Source organism: Caballeronia sp. AZ10_KS36, from assembly GCF_023631105.1.
GTDB lineage: Bacteria > Pseudomonadota > Gammaproteobacteria > Burkholderiales > Burkholderiaceae > Caballeronia.
The window spans coordinates 159,138-174,242 of sequence record NZ_JALQDQ010000016.1 but is presented as its reverse complement, the minus strand read 5'-3'; the positions used below and the strand labels follow the sequence as shown (position 1 = coordinate 174,242).

Below are 15,105 nucleotides of genomic sequence, written 5' to 3'. Positions count from 1 at the left end.
GACAATCACGCATGGCCAGCGCTCTTGCATCGACCGCAAATGCCCGCACATGCCCGTTGCAGAAGGGCGAATGCCAGCGCAACGGTGCGACGTCCGGTCATATGACGAATGCATCTGTGCTATGCTATTCGGATTAGCTGTCGCTTTTTAGGTCCTTCCAAGCAGACTTGATTCGCGCAATCCGCTAAACGGTCAGGCCGTGTCGCGGAAGGTTTTGTAACCCGCACTTCCTCGAGAAACTCGAAGAAAGGTGAGCGTAAAATGATGAAGCAATTCCAGTCGAACTCTTATTTGTTCGGCGGTAATGCTCCGTACGTCGAAGAGTTGTACGAGGCATATCTCGATAATCCCGCGTCAGTGCCCGAGACCTGGCGAGCCTATTTCGACGCGTTGCAGAACGTACCCGCGTCGGACGGCACGAACCACAACGACGTGGCCCACGGCCCGATTGTCGAGTCGTTTGCCCAGCGCGCGAAGTCCAACGGCTTCGTTCAGCGCGAAGGCGCCACCGAAGATCTCGCTACCGCGCGAAAGCAAGTCTACGTTCAGTCCCTCATCGGCGCGTATCGCTTCCTCGGCTCGCAATGGGCCAATCTCGATCCGCTCAAGCGCCGCGAGCGTCCGCATATTCCCGAACTCGAGCCTGCGTTCTACGACTTCACCGAAGCCGACATGGACCAGACGTACAGCGCCACGAACCTGTATTTCGGTTTCGAGCGCGCGACGCTGCGCGAGATCGTCAAGGCATTGCGTGACACGTACTGCGGCACGATCGGCGCCGAGTACATGTACATCAGCGATCCGGAACAGAAGCGCTGGTGGAAGGAGCGTCTCGAGTCCATCCGCTCGACGCCGAACTTCTCGAACGACAAGAAAAAGCACATCCTGAACCGCCTGACGGCCGCCGAAGGCCTCGAGCGTTTCCTGCACACCAAGTACGTCGGCCAGAAGCGTTTCTCGCTGGAAGGCGGCGAGAGCTTCATCGCGTCGATGGACGAAGTCGTGCGTCACGCGGGCAAGAACGGCGTGCAGGAAATCGTCATCGGCATGGCGCACCGTGGCCGTCTGAACGTGCTGGTCAACACGCTCGGCAAGATGCCGGCGGACCTCTTCGCCGAATTCGAAGGCAAGCACGTGGACGACCTGCCGGCCGGCGACGTGAAGTACCACAAGGGTTTCTCGTCGGACGTGTCGACCGAAGGCGGCCCGGTTCACCTGTCGCTCGCGTTCAACCCGTCGCACCTGGAAATCGTCAACCCGGTGGTCGAGGGTTCGGCGAAGGCGCGCATGGATCGCCGCGGCGACGAAGAAGGCCTGCAAGTCCTGCCGGTGCAGATTCACGGCGACGCGGCCTTCGCGGGCCAGGGCGTCGTGATGGAAACGCTGAACCTCGCGCAAACGCGCGGCTACGGCACGCACGGCACGCTGCATATCGTCATCAACAACCAGATCGGTTTCACGACGTCGGACCCGCGCGATTCGCGCTCGACGCTGTACTGCTCGGACGTCGTCAAGATGATCGAAGCGCCGGTGCTGCACGTGAACGGCGACGATCCCGAAGCAGTCGTGCTCGCCACGCAGCTCGCGATCGACTTCCGCATGAAGTTCCACAAGGACGTGGTGGTGGACATCGTCTGCTTCCGCAAGCTCGGCCACAACGAGCAGGACACGCCGGCGGTCACGCAGCCGCTGATGTACAAGACCATCGCGAAGCATCCGGGCACGCGCGCGCTGTACGCCGAGAAACTCGTGCAGCAAGGCGTGATCACGGCCGAAGACGCCGACAACTTCGTGAAGGCGTACCGTCAGGCGATGGACGAAGGCCATCACACCATTGACCCGGTGCTCTCGAACTACAAGAGCAAGTACGCGGTCGACTGGGTGCCGTTCCTGAACCGCAAGTGGACGGACGCCGCCGACACCGCCGTGCCGCTCGCCGAACTGAAGCGCCTTGCTGAGCGCATCACGACGATTCCGGAGAACTTCAAGCTGCATCCGCTCGTCGAGCGCGTGATCAACGATCGCCGCGCGATGGGTCGTGGCGAAGCGAAGCTCGACTGGGGCATGGGCGAGCATCTCGCGTTCGCGTCGCTGGTGGCATCGGGCTATGCCGTGCGTCTGACGGGCCAGGACTCGGGCCGCGGCACGTTCACGCACCGCCACGCGGTGCTGCACGACCAGAACCGTGAGCGCTGGAACGACGGCACGTATATTCCGCTGCAGAACATCGCCGACAACCAGGCGAAGTTCACGGTCATCGACTCGGTGCTGTCGGAAGAAGCGGTGCTCGGCTTCGAGTACGGCTATTCGACCGCCGAACCGAACACGTTCGTCGCGTGGGAAGCGCAGTTCGGCGACTTCGTGAACGGCGCGCAAGTGGTGATCGACCAGTTCATCTCGTCGGGCGAAGTGAAGTGGGGCCGCGTCTCCGGTCTCACGATGATGCTGCCGCACGGCTACGAAGGCCAGGGTCCGGAGCACTCGTCGGCGCGCATCGAGCGTTTCCTGCAACTGTGCGCGGACCACAACATGCAAGTGGTTCAGCCGACGACGCCGGCGCAGATCTTCCATCTGCTGCGCCGTCAGATGATCCGCCTGTTCCGCAAGCCGCTGATCATCGCCACGCCGAAGTCGCTGCTGCGTCACAAGGAAGCGGTGTCGGACCTGTCGGAACTGGCGAAGGGCTCGTTCCAGCCGGTGATCGGCGAAGTGGACGAAAGCATCGACGCGAAGAAGGTCAAGCGCGTGATCTGCTGCTCGGGCCGCGTGTACTACGACCTCGTCGCGCATCGCCGCGAAGCGAAGGCGAACGACATCGCCATCGTGCGTATCGAGCAGTTGTATCCGTTCGCGCACAAGCAGTTCGACGCGGAACTCAAGAAGTACGAAAACGCGACCGAAGTGGTCTGGGTGCAGGACGAGCCGCAGAACCAGGGTGCCTGGTTCTACATCGAGCACCATCTGCGTGAAGGCATGAAGGAAGGGATGAAGCTGGCCTACAGCGGCCGTCCCGCTTCCGCCTCGCCCGCGGTCGGCTACTACGCGAAGCACTACGAGCAGCAGAAGGCGCTGGTTGAAGGCGCGTTCGGCCGCCTGAAGGGTGCGCAGACCATCGCGAAGTAATCGTTGCCTGATCGGACCGGCGTGCGGGAAGCGCGCCGGTTCCGACGCTCGTACACACAGAACGCATTAGGACAATACAGAAATGGCTATCGTAGAAGTCAAGGTTCCCCAGCTTTCCGAGTCGGTCTCGGAAGCAACCATGCTGCAATGGAAGAAAAAGCCGGGCGAGGCAGTCGCCCAGGACGAAATCCTGATCGAAATCGAAACCGACAAGGTCGTGCTCGAAGTGCCCGCGCCGTCGGCTGGCGTGCTCGCGCAAGTCATCAAGCATGACGGCGATATCGTCACGGCTGACGAGATCATCGCGAAGATCGACACCGAAGCGAAAGCAGGCGAAGCGCCCGCCGCCGCCGCCGCTGGCGACGCCGAAGTGAAGCCCGCGCCGCAAGCCGAGCCGGCCGTGGCGTCGTCGTCGGCGACCGCGCAAGCGACCGCCTCCGCGACGGGCGGTTCGGTCACGGGCGGCGCGGCATCGCCCGCCGCGACGAAGATTCTGGCCGAGAAGGGCGTGTCCGCCGACCAGGTGTCGGGCTCGGGCCGCGACGGCCGCATCACGAAGGGCGACGCGCTCGCCGCGCAAGCCGGCGCACCCGCCGCCGCCAAGGCGCCGGCACCGGCTGCTGCGCCCGCCAAGGCCGCGAAGCCTGCGCTGCCGCAAGTCAACGCGCCGGCATCGGCGGATCAGTGGCTGAAGGATCGCCCGGAACAGCGCGTGCCGATGTCGCGTCTGCGTGCGCGTATCGCCGAGCGTCTGCTCGAATCGCAGCAAACCAACGCCATTTTGACGACGTTCAACGAAGTCAACATGGCGCCGGTCATGGATCTGCGCAACAAGTACAAGGACCGCTTCGAGAAGGAACACGGCGTGAAGCTCGGCTTCATGTCGTTCTTCGTGAAGGCCGCCGTGCACGCGCTGAAGAAGTTCCCGCTCGTGAACGCATCGATCGACGGTAACGACATCGTCTACCACGGCTACTTCGACATCGGTATCGCGGTCGGTTCGCCGCGCGGTCTGGTCGTGCCGATTCTGCGCAACGCGGACCAGATGAGCCTCGCGGACATCGAGAAGAAGATTGCCGAATTCGGCGCGAAGGCGCGCGACGGCAAGCTGTCGATCGAAGAAATGACGGGCGGCACGTTCTCCATCTCGAATGGCGGCGTGTTCGGCTCCATGCTCTCGACGCCGATCATCAACCCGCCGCAGTCCGCCATTCTCGGCGTGCACGCGACGAAGGAACGCGCCGTGGTCGAGAACGGCCAGATCGTGATCCGTCCGATGAACTACCTCGCGCTGTCGTACGACCACCGTATCATCGACGGCCGCGAAGCCGTGCTGTCGCTCGTCGCCATGAAGGACGCGCTGGAAGATCCGGCCCGTCTGCTGCTGGACCTGTAAGAACACAGTGCCTTCGGTGCGCGCGATAGGCTCGCGCGCACCGCTCGAAGGCGTCTCCGCAAGAGCGGGGTCTACTCAAGGAAAGTCATGTCCAAGGAATTTGATGTCGTCGTGATCGGCGCGGGCCCGGGCGGCTATATCGCGGCGATTCGCGCAGCGCAACTCGGCAAGACGGTTGCGTGTATCGAGAAGTGGAAGAACCCGGCCGGCGCGCTGAAGCTCGGCGGCACCTGCCTGAACGTGGGCTGCATTCCGTCGAAGGCGCTGCTCGCGTCCTCCGAAGAATTCGAAAATACGTCGAAGCATCTGGCCGATCACGGCATCAGCGTGTCCGACGTGAAGCTCGATGTGTCGAAGATGCTGGCGCGCAAGGACGGCATCGTCGAAAAGATGACGAAGGGCATCGAATTCCTGTTCCGCAAGAACAAGGTCACGTGGCTCAAGGGTCACGGCAAGTTCACCGGCAAGACGGACGCCGGCGTGCAGATCGACGTGTCGGGCGAAGGCGAAACGGAAACCGTCACGGCGAAGAACGTGATCATCGCGACGGGCTCGAAGGCGCGTCATCTGCCGGGCATTCCGGTCGACAACAAGCTGATCGCCGACAACGAAGGCGCGCTCTCGTTCGATTCCGTGCCGAAGAAGCTCGCCGTGATCGGCGCGGGCGTGATCGGTCTGGAACTCGGCTCGGTGTGGCGTCGTCTGGGCGCTGAAGTGACGGTGCTCGAGGCGCTGCCGCAGTTCCTCGCCGCAGCGGACGAATCGCTCGCGAAGGAAGCGGCCAAGCAGTTCAAGAAGCAAGGGCTCGACATTCATCTCGGCGTGAAGATCGGCGAAGTGAAGACGACCGGCAACGGCGTCTCGATCGCATACACGGACAATCAGGGCAACGCGCAAACGCTGGAAGCGGACCGCCTGATCGTCTCCGTCGGACGCGTGCCGAACACGGACAACCTCGGTCTGGAAAGCATCGGCCTGAAGGCGAACGAGCGCGGCTTCATCGACGTGGACGATCACTGCGCGACGAGCGTGCCGGGCGTGTACGCTATCGGCGACGTCGTGCGCGGCCCGATGCTCGCGCACAAGGCGGAAGACGAAGGCGTGGCGGTAGCGGAAATCATCGACGGACAAAAGCCGCATATCGACTACAACTGCGTGCCGTGGGTCATCTACACGGAACCGGAGATCGCGTGGGTCGGCAAGACCGAGCAGCAACTCAAGGCGGAAGGCCGCGAGATCAAGACCGGCCAGTTCCCGATGATGGCCAATGGCCGCGCGCTGGGCATCGGACGGGCGGAAGGCTTCGTCAAGATGATCGCGGACGCGAAGACCGACGAGATTCTCGGCGTGCATATCATCGCAGCGGACGCATCGGATCTGATCGCGGAAGCGGTCGTCGCGATGGAGTTCAAGGCGGCGTCGGAAGACATCGGCCGCATTTGCCATCCGCATCCGTCGCTGTCTGAAGTGATGCGCGAAGCAGCGCTCGCGGTCGACAAGCGCGCGTTGAACATGTAATTCGGCTCGACTTCGGGCAACAAGCAGGGCATCGCACACGAAGGCGAGCGGATCAAACCGCTCGCCTTCGTCACATCGAACGGCAGAAGATGAACGTCACCGAATACTACGAAAACGAACTGCGCACGCGGGGCTACCAGTCCGACGAAGCGCAGCTGGCGGCGGTCGCTCGCCTGCAACGCTGCTACGAAGAATGGGTCGCGTACAAGGCGCGACGCTCGAACGCGATCAGGAAGTTTCTCGTGCATCCGGAACTGCCGCGCGGTGTGTACATGTGGGGCGGCGTCGGGCGCGGGAAGAGTTTCCTGATGGACAGCTTCTACGCCGTCGTGCCGGTGCAGCGCAAGACGCGCCTGCATTTCCACGAGTTCATGCGCGAAGTGCATCGGGAGCTGGAGGAATTGAAGGGACAGGCCGATCCGCTCGATGAACTGGCGCGGCGCATCGCGAAGCGTTACCGGCTGATCTGCTTCGACGAATTCCACGTCTCCGACATTGCGGACGCGATGATTCTGTATCGCCTGCTGGACCGCCTGTTCAACAACGGCGTGCAGTTCGTGATGACGTCCAATTACGAGCCGGACACGTTGTATCCGGAAGGCTTGCACCGCGACCGGCTGCTGCCGGCCATCGAGTTGCTTAAGAAGAATCTCGACGTGCTGAATGTCGACGCGGGCACCGATTATCGCAAGCGCACGCTGTCGCAAGTGCAGGCGTATCACACGCCGCTCGGCGCGGCGGCGGACAAGGCGCTGCGCGCGGATTACGCGAAGCTCGCGGCCGTGCCCGATGAAAGCCCGATCCTGCATATCGAGAAGCGCGAGATCAAGGCGCTGCGCAAAGCCGATGGCGTCGTGTGGTTCGACTTCGCGACGCTCTGCGGCGGCCCGCGCTCGCAGAACGACTATCTGGAGATCGCGAACCGCTTCCACGCGGTCATCCTGTCGGACGTGCCGCAGATGTCGCCGCGCATGGCGTCGGAAGCACGCCGCTTCACGTGGCTCATCGACGTCTTCTACGACCACAAGGTGAAGCTGCTGATGTCGGCGGCGGTGCCGGCAGAGGACCTGTACGTGGAAGGGCCGATGGCGAACGAGTTCGCGCGCACGGTCTCGCGCATCGTCGAAATGCAGTCGCAAGAGTATCTGGAGGCGCCGCGGCGGCTCGCGAACATTTCGCTTACCTGAGCTAATACGAGAATCAAAAACAGGCGTCTAGCCAAATGGCATAAGGCTTTCGCCGGGTTTTCAAGATTAGGACCTCTCTGATTTGCCGGTTGAAGGGCACTCGGTATTGTTCTGGCCAGTTAATCAGCAGTTAATTGGAGAGAATGCCGTGAAACCCTACCGCGATATGTCCGACGAAGAATGGCAGATGGTCGCACCGCTGCTTCCGGAATTGCGTCCGCGCTCGGAGTTGCGCGGCCGTCCTCTGGCCAACACGCGCGCCGTGCTCAACGGCGTGCTCTGGGTCATGTACAGCGGCGCGTCGTGGTCCACGCTGCCGCGCAAATATCCGTCGTATCAGACGTGCCATCGCCGCTTCAAGGCCTGGCATGAATCGGGCGTGTTGCTGCGCGTGATGACGCAACTCTTCGGCCCCGCCGGTGAATCGCTGTACGGGCTCATGACTTCCCGCATGCGCGTGCCGGCCGAATTGCCGGTTGCGACAGAGCAAGCCTTGGAGCCGATGCGCGCCCTCGCGGCGGCGCGCTCGCCGCAAGGCGATGAACCGGTTCGTCACGCTGCCTGAACCGCGCGCTGAATCAAAAGAAACGGGCGGAAGACAAGCAGTCTTCCGCCCGTTTTTCTTTGCGCGTTAAGAAGCGCTACTGCTGTCGCACCCACGTTTGCGAGCGCCCGAGCAGCGACACGCCGATATAACCGCGCACCACCAGCTTTTGTCCGCCGTCTTCCAGCTTCATCTTGCACTTGTACAGCTTGCCGTTTTCCGGGTCCAGAATCTGGCCGCCTTCCCACGTATCGCCGTTCTGCTTCATGCCCGTGATGATGGTCATGCCCTTGACCAGTTGATCCTTCCGGTCGTCGGTGCACGCGGTGCAGCGCCGGTCCGGATGATCGAACTCGCCGATGCCGCGCACTACCTTGCCGGAAAGCTGCCCGTTACCGTCGTCGATGATCTGGATGATCGCCTTTGGCTTGCCGGTGGCGTCATCGATGGTTTGCCAGGTGCCTGCGGGCGACGACGCCTGCGCGAACGCGCCCGCCGCCGACAATGCGATAAGCGCGCCGGCCGCGATGCGGACGAAGTGCTTCATGTTGCCTCCTTGTTTTTGTGATCGTGGCGCCCGAAGCGTTGCCGGGCGCGTTGCCGACGCAGCATACGAGAAACCGTGCGTTGCGTCTGGGAGGAAAGGCTCTAGGTTCACGCGCCGGCGCGCAGACCGGCTTCGAGCGTGGCGAACGTGCGGGAATCGGTGCGATCGAAATGCAGCGGCGTCACCGAAACGCGCTTGCTCGCGACCACGGCGGTTTCGCTGTCGGGCGCATTCTCGCGCTGACCGCGCTGGAATCTCAGCCAGAAGTAGTCGATGCCGCGCGGATCGGTCTCATCGAGCACGTCGATGCCTTCCACGAGCCCAACGCCCTGCCGCGTCACGGTGAGCGGACCGGCCGAGGATGCATCGCAGTCCGGGAAGTTGACGTTGAGACACGTCGGCGCGTCGTGCGAGATGGCCAGCAACTGACGGATCACGCCGGGCGCGAGCGCGCGCGCCGTATCCCAGCGCACGCTTTCACGGTCGGAGAACGTCTGACTGAGCGCGATCGAAGGCAGGCCGAGAAGAAGGCCCGTCATCGCCGCGCCGACGGTGCCTGAGAACATCGTCTCGACGCCGAGGTTCGCGCCGCGATTGATGCCCGACAGCACGAGCGTCGGCGGCGCGTCTTTCATGAGATGCCGCGCGGCCATCACGACGCAATCGCCGGGCGTGCCCTGGACGCCGAAGCGCCGCTCGCCCTGACGCGAGATGCGCAGCGGCGAATGCAGGCTGATGGAGTGCGAAGTACCGCTCTGATCGTGCTCGGGCGCGACGACCCAGACTTCGTGCGCGAGTTCTGCGGCGACGGCTTCGAGCACGGCCAGGCCGGGCGCATCGATGCCGTCGTCGTTGGTCAGCAGCACACGTTGAACGATGGGTTCCATGGCGGGCATCGCGAATCACTCCTCGGTCGGTTAAGAAGGTCGACCGATTATTACAGAGATCGCGACGACAAGACGGGCGCTTACTTGACGCCCAGGCCGCGCAGAACGGCGTTGCCGTCCTCGGTGAGCCGCACCTTGGGACCGTCCGCGTCGGGCGAGACGATTTCCACGTAGCCGTACTCCTGCAGCGAGGTCACGTCGGGCGGCGCGGCCATCGCGTCGATCGGCGCGTGCATCAGCAAAAGCAGCGTGGCAATCTCGTGGTGACTCAAGAGCCGTTTGATGGCTCGCACGGGAGCCGAAGCAGAGCGGAGGTTCATGCGCGAACTCCTTGGTTTACATGACGATTCGCGCCGCAGACAGTGCGGCGTCATGGATGTCGATGATGAAGTGCGGCAAGCGTATCGGCCGAAACTTAGGCGAGACTTAAACGCTGCTTAAACGCCGCGCATCGGCAAGGATGCGTGTGTTACAGCGCATGTCACGCAATCGGTGCGCGCTTCAGAAGCGGTAGTCGGGGTTGTGCGGATCGAATGTCAGGCCGTCGAACGTTTTCGGCTCGATGTGCTCGAAGACGACGCTTTCGAACACTCTGCCTTCGTTGTCGAAGGATTCGACCGCGCGGATCAGCGGCGCTTCGAGATCGAGGTCGATCACTTCGCGCTTCGCATAGAAGTCGGGCTGCCCGGCCGGCGCGACATACGTCAACGCGACGACGCGCGCGCCGTTGACGGTCGTCACCGCGATATCCGACGCCTGCGTGATGCCGGCGTCGGCGAACTTCCTGCCTTCGTCGATAAAACGCTGCGTCATGGCATCGATGCCGAGTTCGCGGATCGAATGATTCGATTGCGCGCGGGCGAGCGGGCCGTTCAGCGATGTCCACATCGGCACGACACCGAGCAAGCCGCCGAGATGGCCGTAGAGTTCGCCGGGGCGCCTGGACTCGTCGTAGATGACTTCCTGGCCCGCATGAGCGCCATCGGGCAGCCATCTGGCGTAGACGCGCAGCGGTTCGCGCGTGACGCGCACGAGCATGTGGTCGGGCCGCTCTGGCCATTTTCCGCCGATGCGCTCGCGTCGAACGATCGTGAATTCGCAGGATGCATAGCGGGCTAAGCCGTCGCGCAGGTAGCGCGGCAGCGTCGCCGGATCGAGCGCACGGAAGAGGGCGACGAGTTCGTCGTCGCTGAGGCGCGCGAGCGTGCCGTCGGCGGCGGCGCGTGAGAGCCATTGGGCTTGTTGGTCGGCCGTTTGCGTGGCAATTTTCGTGGACCGCCGGCTGTGGAGTCGCTCGGGCGGGGGCCGGGCTAGCAGTGATCGACGCTGACAGCGCGCACGCGAGCGTCGAGTAGAGGAGGCGACGGACGTGCGCTTGAGTCATGACTTGTCTTCGCGTTTGACGGTGCCGAAGCGGTCCCGTGTAAACGGCGAAGTGCAAGCATTCTTCCGTGAGCGCAAGCGCGAGTCGTCGGGAAAGGCGTTTCGACAGGTACGCCGCAAGCCCTATCCCGTCGCCCCCACTTCCTCCGCCGACCGCGTCATATCGATCCCCCTGCGTTCCCGGCTAAAGAAAATCAACGCCGCAATCACCACCGCAACGGTACCCGCGACGATCGCCATCGCCATGCCGTAGTTGTTTCCGTGAGAAGTGGCAATCGACGCCTGCATCGTCGCATTTATCGCGGCCAGCAAATTGCCGAGTTGATACACGAGCCCCGGAAAAGTGGCGCGAATCTCATCCGGCGATATCTCGTTCAAATGCACCGGAATCACGCCCCACGCGCCTTGCACCGATATCTGCATCAGAAACGCGCCGATTGCCAGCGCAACCGGAGTCGCCGAAAACGCCCATAGATAAAGCACCGGTAACGCGATCAATGCGGCGATGAAAATGGCCACGCGCCGCCCGATTCGCTCGGACAACGACCCGAAAAATAGCCCTCCGACAATCGCGCCGATATTCAGTACGATGGTAATGATGGACACCGTATGCGGATCGAAGTGATGCTGTTCGCGCAGAAACGTCGGATAAAGATCCTGCGTGCCGTGCGAAAAGAAATTGAATGCGGTCATCAGAACGATCGCGTAGAGCGAAAGTGTCCAGTTCTGTTTGAGCGTCGCGAGCAGGCCGGGACGTTTGCGCTTTTCCATCGCTCGCCATGCGGGCGATTCGGGGACATGCGCGCGAACATAAAGCACGAGCAGCGCGGGCGCCACGCCGACGAAAAACATACCGCGCCAGCCGACGAACTGGTACAGCACGCCGAATACGATCGACGCGAGCAGATAACCGCTCGGATAACCGGCTTGTAGCAAGCCGGACACGAAGCCGCGCGCCTTGGGCGGCACGGTTTCCATCGTCAGGGCAGAACCGACGCCCCATTCACCGCCCATCGCGATGCCGAAAAGCGAGCGCAAGATGAGAAGCGTCGTCAGGTTGGGCGAGAGGCCGGAGAGCAATTCCAGCAACGAATAACAGGCGATATTCACCATCAGCGTCGGACGGCGGCCGAACTTGTCCGCAAGCCGGCCGAAAATCAGCGCGCCGATAGGGCGCATGGCGAGCGTGAGCGTAATGGCAAAGGCGACTTCGGGAATCTTCGTGTTAAATTCCGCGGCAATGTCCTTCAGGACGAAAACCATCAGGAAGAAATCGAATGCGTCCAGCGTCCAGCCGAGATAAGCGGCAATCGTTACGTTTCTTTGTTCTCGCGTCCAACTCATCGCGTCGGTCTCCCAATCAGTATTGATCAGCTTGATATGCAATGCGGTTGCACGCGGCGGTTATGCGGTCACGCGGGCAGGACGAGTGTACGCCGCCGTTTAAGAGCGTGCTGAACGTTACTGATGGAGAAAAGACGATAGCGCGGCCGATCCATTCATTTCGCTTTAACCCGGTCAGAAGCCGAATAAAAACGAAAGAAAAGCGAAGCAGATTATAAGAAAGAGAACCGCGAGCAGAAAACAAAAAGCCCCACGTGCAATTGCGTGGGGCTTTTCGCGAGAAAGGGACCTTGGTGCCCAAGAGAGGACTCGAACCTCCACGGTGTTGCCACCGCTAGGACCTGAACCTAGTGCGTCTACCAATTCCGCCACCTGGGCAAGGGTGCGTTGCTGCGTATTTCTTTGTCTGCGTCAGCAGCAAAGAACGCCATTATAGCGACTCGCGAGCCGCTGTCAAGCGTTTCATCGCCGGTCGCGGCGGGGCCGGCGTTTGCTGCACTGGCAACGAGCAAGCGCCGGCCGGGCGGTCAGTGCGCACAATAGGCAGTGTTAGAATGATTTCAACGATTGCCGCTCGACTAACGGCAAAACACGGCGAAAGTCCAGTCCAACGAGAAGAACTCTATTAAGCCCTTGAGCAAATATCCGTATCCGATTCCCAGCCGCGAAGAGATTCTCGGCGTGCTGCGCACGAGCGAAACGCCTCACTCCGCGAACGACATCGCCGAGGCCCTGTCGATCAAGCGCCAGGAGCGCGAAGGATTTTTCAAGCGACTGGCGGCCATGGAACGCGACGGGCAAATCCGGCTCGACAAGCGCGGCCATTATCAGCTCACGCATCCGTCGAACTTCGTCGCGGGGCGCGTGCAAGGTCATCGCGACGGCTTCGGTTTTCTGATCCGCGATGACGGCCAGGACGATCTGTTCCTGCCCAACGGCGAAATGCAGAAGGTCATGCACAACGACCGCGTGCTCGCACGCATCGTCGGCTACGACCGGCGCGGGCGGCCCGAAGGCCATATCGTCGAGGTGACCGACCGCGCGAACAAGCGCATCATCGGGCGGCTCGTGAATGAAAACGGCGCGCTCATTCTCGTGCCGGAAGACAAGCGCATCGGCCACGACATTCTCATCACGCAGAACCCGAAAAAGGCGAAAGTCGGGCAGGTCGTGTCCGTGGATCTGACGGACTTTCCGAGCCGCCATTCGCAGCCGCTCGGGCGCGTGGCCGAAGTGATCGGCGATATCGACGATCCCGGCATGGAAATCGAGATCGCGGTGCGCAAGTACGGCGTGCCGCATCAGTTCAGCGAAGCCGCGCTCGCCGCAGCCGCGAAGCTGCCCGACGAAGTGCGGCCGGTGGACATCCGGCATCGCGTGGATCTGCGCGACGTACCGCTCGTCACGATCGACGGCGAAGACGCCCGCGACTTCGACGACGCCGTGTATTGCGAGCCCGTCGCTGTCGGCCGCGGACAAGGCTTCCGCCTGCTCGTGGCGATCGCCGACGTGTCGCACTACGTGCGCCCGAACGAGCCGCTCGATGTCGACGCGCTCGACCGCAGCACGTCGGTGTACTTCCCGCGCCGCGTGATCCCGATGCTGCCGGAGAAGCTCTCGAACGGGCTGTGCTCGCTGAATCCGGACGTCGACCGCTGCGTGCTCGTGTGCGACATGATCATCACGGCGCGCGGCGAGATCAAGGCGTACCAGTTCTATCCGGGCGTCATGCACTCGGCGGCGCGGCTCACCTACACCGAAGTCGCGGCCGTGCTCGCCAACACAAAGGGCCCGGAAGCCGCGCGGCGCGCGGAACTCGTGCCGCAGTTGCAGAACCTTTACGGCGTCTTCAAGGCGTTGCACGCGGCTCGCCAGAAGCGCGGCGCGATCGACTTCGACACGACGGAGACGTATATCGTCGTGAACTCGCAGGGCAAGATCGAGCAGATTCTGCCGCGTCATCGCAACGACGCGCATCGGCTGATCGAAGAGTGCATGCTCGCGGCGAACGTCTGCGCGGCGGACTTCCTGAAGCGCAACAAGCATCCGGGCCTGTACCGCGTGCACGCGGGGCCAACCGAGGAAAAGCTGGAGAACCTGCGGCAGTTTCTGCGTGGCGTCGGCCTGACGCTGACGGGCGGCGACAAGCCGCACGCGAGCGACTACGCGGCGCTGATCGCGCAAATCCGCGACCGGCCCGACGCGCAGATGCTTCAGTCGATGGTGCTGCGATCGATGCAGCAGGCCGTCTACAGTCCGGACAACATCGGTCACTTCGGGCTCGCGTATGAAGCGTACGCGCACTTCACGAGCCCGATTCGCCGCTATCCCGACCTGCTCACGCACCGCGCCATCTACGCGATTCTGCAGGGCAAGAAATACGTGCCGGATATCGGCCATGACGTTTCGCTGAGCACGGGCTTGACGAAGGCCGCGCGCGAAATGCAACTGGCCGACGACAGCGCACGCGGCCGGTCGCGCAACAGCGTCGCGGTGTGGGAGGAACTCGGCCTGCATTGCTCGTCGAACGAGCGTCGCGCCGACGAAGCGTCACGCGACGTCGAAGCCTGGCTCAAGTGCTATTTCATGCGCGACAAGCTCGGCGAGGAATACGGCGGCATGGTGAACGGCGTGACGTCGTTCGGCATCTTCGTGCAGCTGGACTCGCTCTTCATCGAAGGGCTCGTGCATGTGACGGAGCTCGGCTCGGACTACTTCCAGTACGACGAGATCAAGAACGAGCTGCGCGGCGAGCGCACCGGCATCCGGTATCGCATGTTCGATCGCGTGCGCGTGCAGGTGGGCCGCGTCGATCTCGATGCGCGCAAGATCGACTTCCGTCTGGTGCGCGATACGCCCGTCAAGCCGTCGCCGCGTTCGTCGTCGGGCGCGGCCGATCACGGCGCCTCGGGCGCGAATGGCGCGAATGGCGCAGCGGGTCCGCGCATTCGTCCGCTGAACGACGACGCGCCGAGCACGCGTCAGCGCGGCGGCACGAAGAAGGGCGCGTCACCGGCGGCGCGCGGCGGCGCGGCGAAGAAACGCGGGGGGACGTCCAACTCGGCGTCGAAGTCGGCGGCGCAGGGGCGGCCGGCGCGCAAGAAACGCTAGCGGGCGCTCATCGCGTCAACGAATACGCGCGGTCCGGTGCGCTTTGCGCCGGGCCGCGTCGTGCT

The 15,105-nt window shown here is 62.9% G+C and carries 11 protein-coding genes and 1 tRNA gene; 6 read left to right on the top strand and 6 right to left on the bottom strand.

Going from position 1 to position 15,105, the window contains the following annotated elements; genetic code table 11:
- The first annotated feature begins 261 nt into the window (after positions 1 to 261).
- The 5 genes from NCR35_RS09550 (at position 262) to NCR35_RS09530 (ending at position 7,789) form a co-directional block, all read left to right on the top strand.
- On the top strand, positions 262 to 3,123 hold the full coding sequence (locus tag NCR35_RS09550) for a 2-oxoglutarate dehydrogenase E1 component (protein WP_250534182.1): 2,862 nt from the start codon (positions 262 to 264) through the stop codon (positions 3,121 to 3,123).
- An 82-nt stretch (positions 3,124 to 3,205) separates the two neighbouring features.
- Positions 3,206 to 4,519 carry a 2-oxoglutarate dehydrogenase complex dihydrolipoyllysine-residue succinyltransferase gene (gene odhB / locus NCR35_RS09545; RefSeq protein WP_244846596.1) on the top strand — a complete coding sequence of 438 codons (1,314 nt, stop codon included), beginning with the start codon at positions 3,206 to 3,208 and terminating at the stop codon, positions 4,517 to 4,519.
- 87 nt (positions 4,520 to 4,606) lie between these two features.
- On the top strand, positions 4,607 to 6,037 hold the full coding sequence (lpdA, locus tag NCR35_RS09540) for a dihydrolipoyl dehydrogenase (RefSeq protein ID WP_250534181.1): 1,431 nt from the start codon (positions 4,607 to 4,609) through the stop codon (positions 6,035 to 6,037).
- A gap of 89 nt (positions 6,038 to 6,126) precedes the next feature.
- Complete coding sequence (gene zapE, locus NCR35_RS09535; RefSeq protein ID WP_250534180.1) at positions 6,127 to 7,224, top strand: cell division protein ZapE; 1,098 nt, start codon at positions 6,127 to 6,129, stop codon at positions 7,222 to 7,224.
- 148 nt (positions 7,225 to 7,372) lie between these two features.
- Positions 7,373 to 7,789 (top strand): transposase, encoded by a 417-nt coding sequence (locus NCR35_RS09530; RefSeq protein WP_250534179.1) that lies wholly within the window; start codon positions 7,373 to 7,375, stop codon positions 7,787 to 7,789.
- A 76-nt stretch (positions 7,790 to 7,865) separates the two neighbouring features.
- On the opposite strand, the gene NCR35_RS09525 is transcribed toward NCR35_RS09530, so the two are convergent.
- The 6 genes from NCR35_RS09525 to NCR35_RS09500 form a co-directional block, all read right to left on the bottom strand.
- Positions 7,866 to 8,315 carry a DUF2147 domain-containing protein gene (locus NCR35_RS09525; RefSeq protein WP_250534178.1) on the bottom strand — a complete coding sequence of 150 codons (450 nt, stop codon included), beginning with the start codon at positions 8,313 to 8,315 and terminating at the stop codon, positions 7,866 to 7,868.
- A gap of 107 nt (positions 8,316 to 8,422) precedes the next feature.
- The gene (gene surE / locus NCR35_RS09520; RefSeq protein ID WP_250534177.1) at positions 8,423 to 9,211 is read right to left on the bottom strand and encodes a 5'/3'-nucleotidase SurE; all 789 of its coding nucleotides are present in this window, start codon (positions 9,209 to 9,211) and stop codon (positions 8,423 to 8,425) included.
- Between the two features lie 71 nt (positions 9,212 to 9,282).
- Positions 9,283 to 9,522, bottom strand: coding sequence for a hypothetical protein (locus tag NCR35_RS09515; RefSeq protein ID WP_250534176.1), 240 nt, complete (start codon positions 9,520 to 9,522; stop codon positions 9,283 to 9,285).
- A gap of 181 nt (positions 9,523 to 9,703) precedes the next feature.
- Entirely contained in the window at positions 9,704 to 10,240 is a 537-nt protein-coding gene (locus NCR35_RS09510; protein ID WP_250534175.1) for a DUF1571 domain-containing protein, read from the bottom strand.
- Between the two features lie 468 nt (positions 10,241 to 10,708).
- The gene (locus tag NCR35_RS09505; protein ID WP_250534174.1) at positions 10,709 to 11,929 is read right to left on the bottom strand and encodes an MFS transporter; all 1,221 of its coding nucleotides are present in this window, start codon (positions 11,927 to 11,929) and stop codon (positions 10,709 to 10,711) included.
- A gap of 291 nt (positions 11,930 to 12,220) precedes the next feature.
- A tRNA-Leu gene (locus NCR35_RS09500) sits at positions 12,221 to 12,307 on the bottom strand.
- Between the two features lie 255 nt (positions 12,308 to 12,562).
- On the opposite strand from NCR35_RS09500, the gene rnr reads away from it, so the two are divergent.
- Positions 12,563 to 15,040, top strand: a complete 2,478-nt coding sequence (gene rnr / locus NCR35_RS09495) for a ribonuclease R (RefSeq protein WP_250534173.1) — start codon at positions 12,563 to 12,565, stop codon at positions 15,038 to 15,040.
- Positions 15,041 to 15,105: the final 65 nt, after the last annotated feature.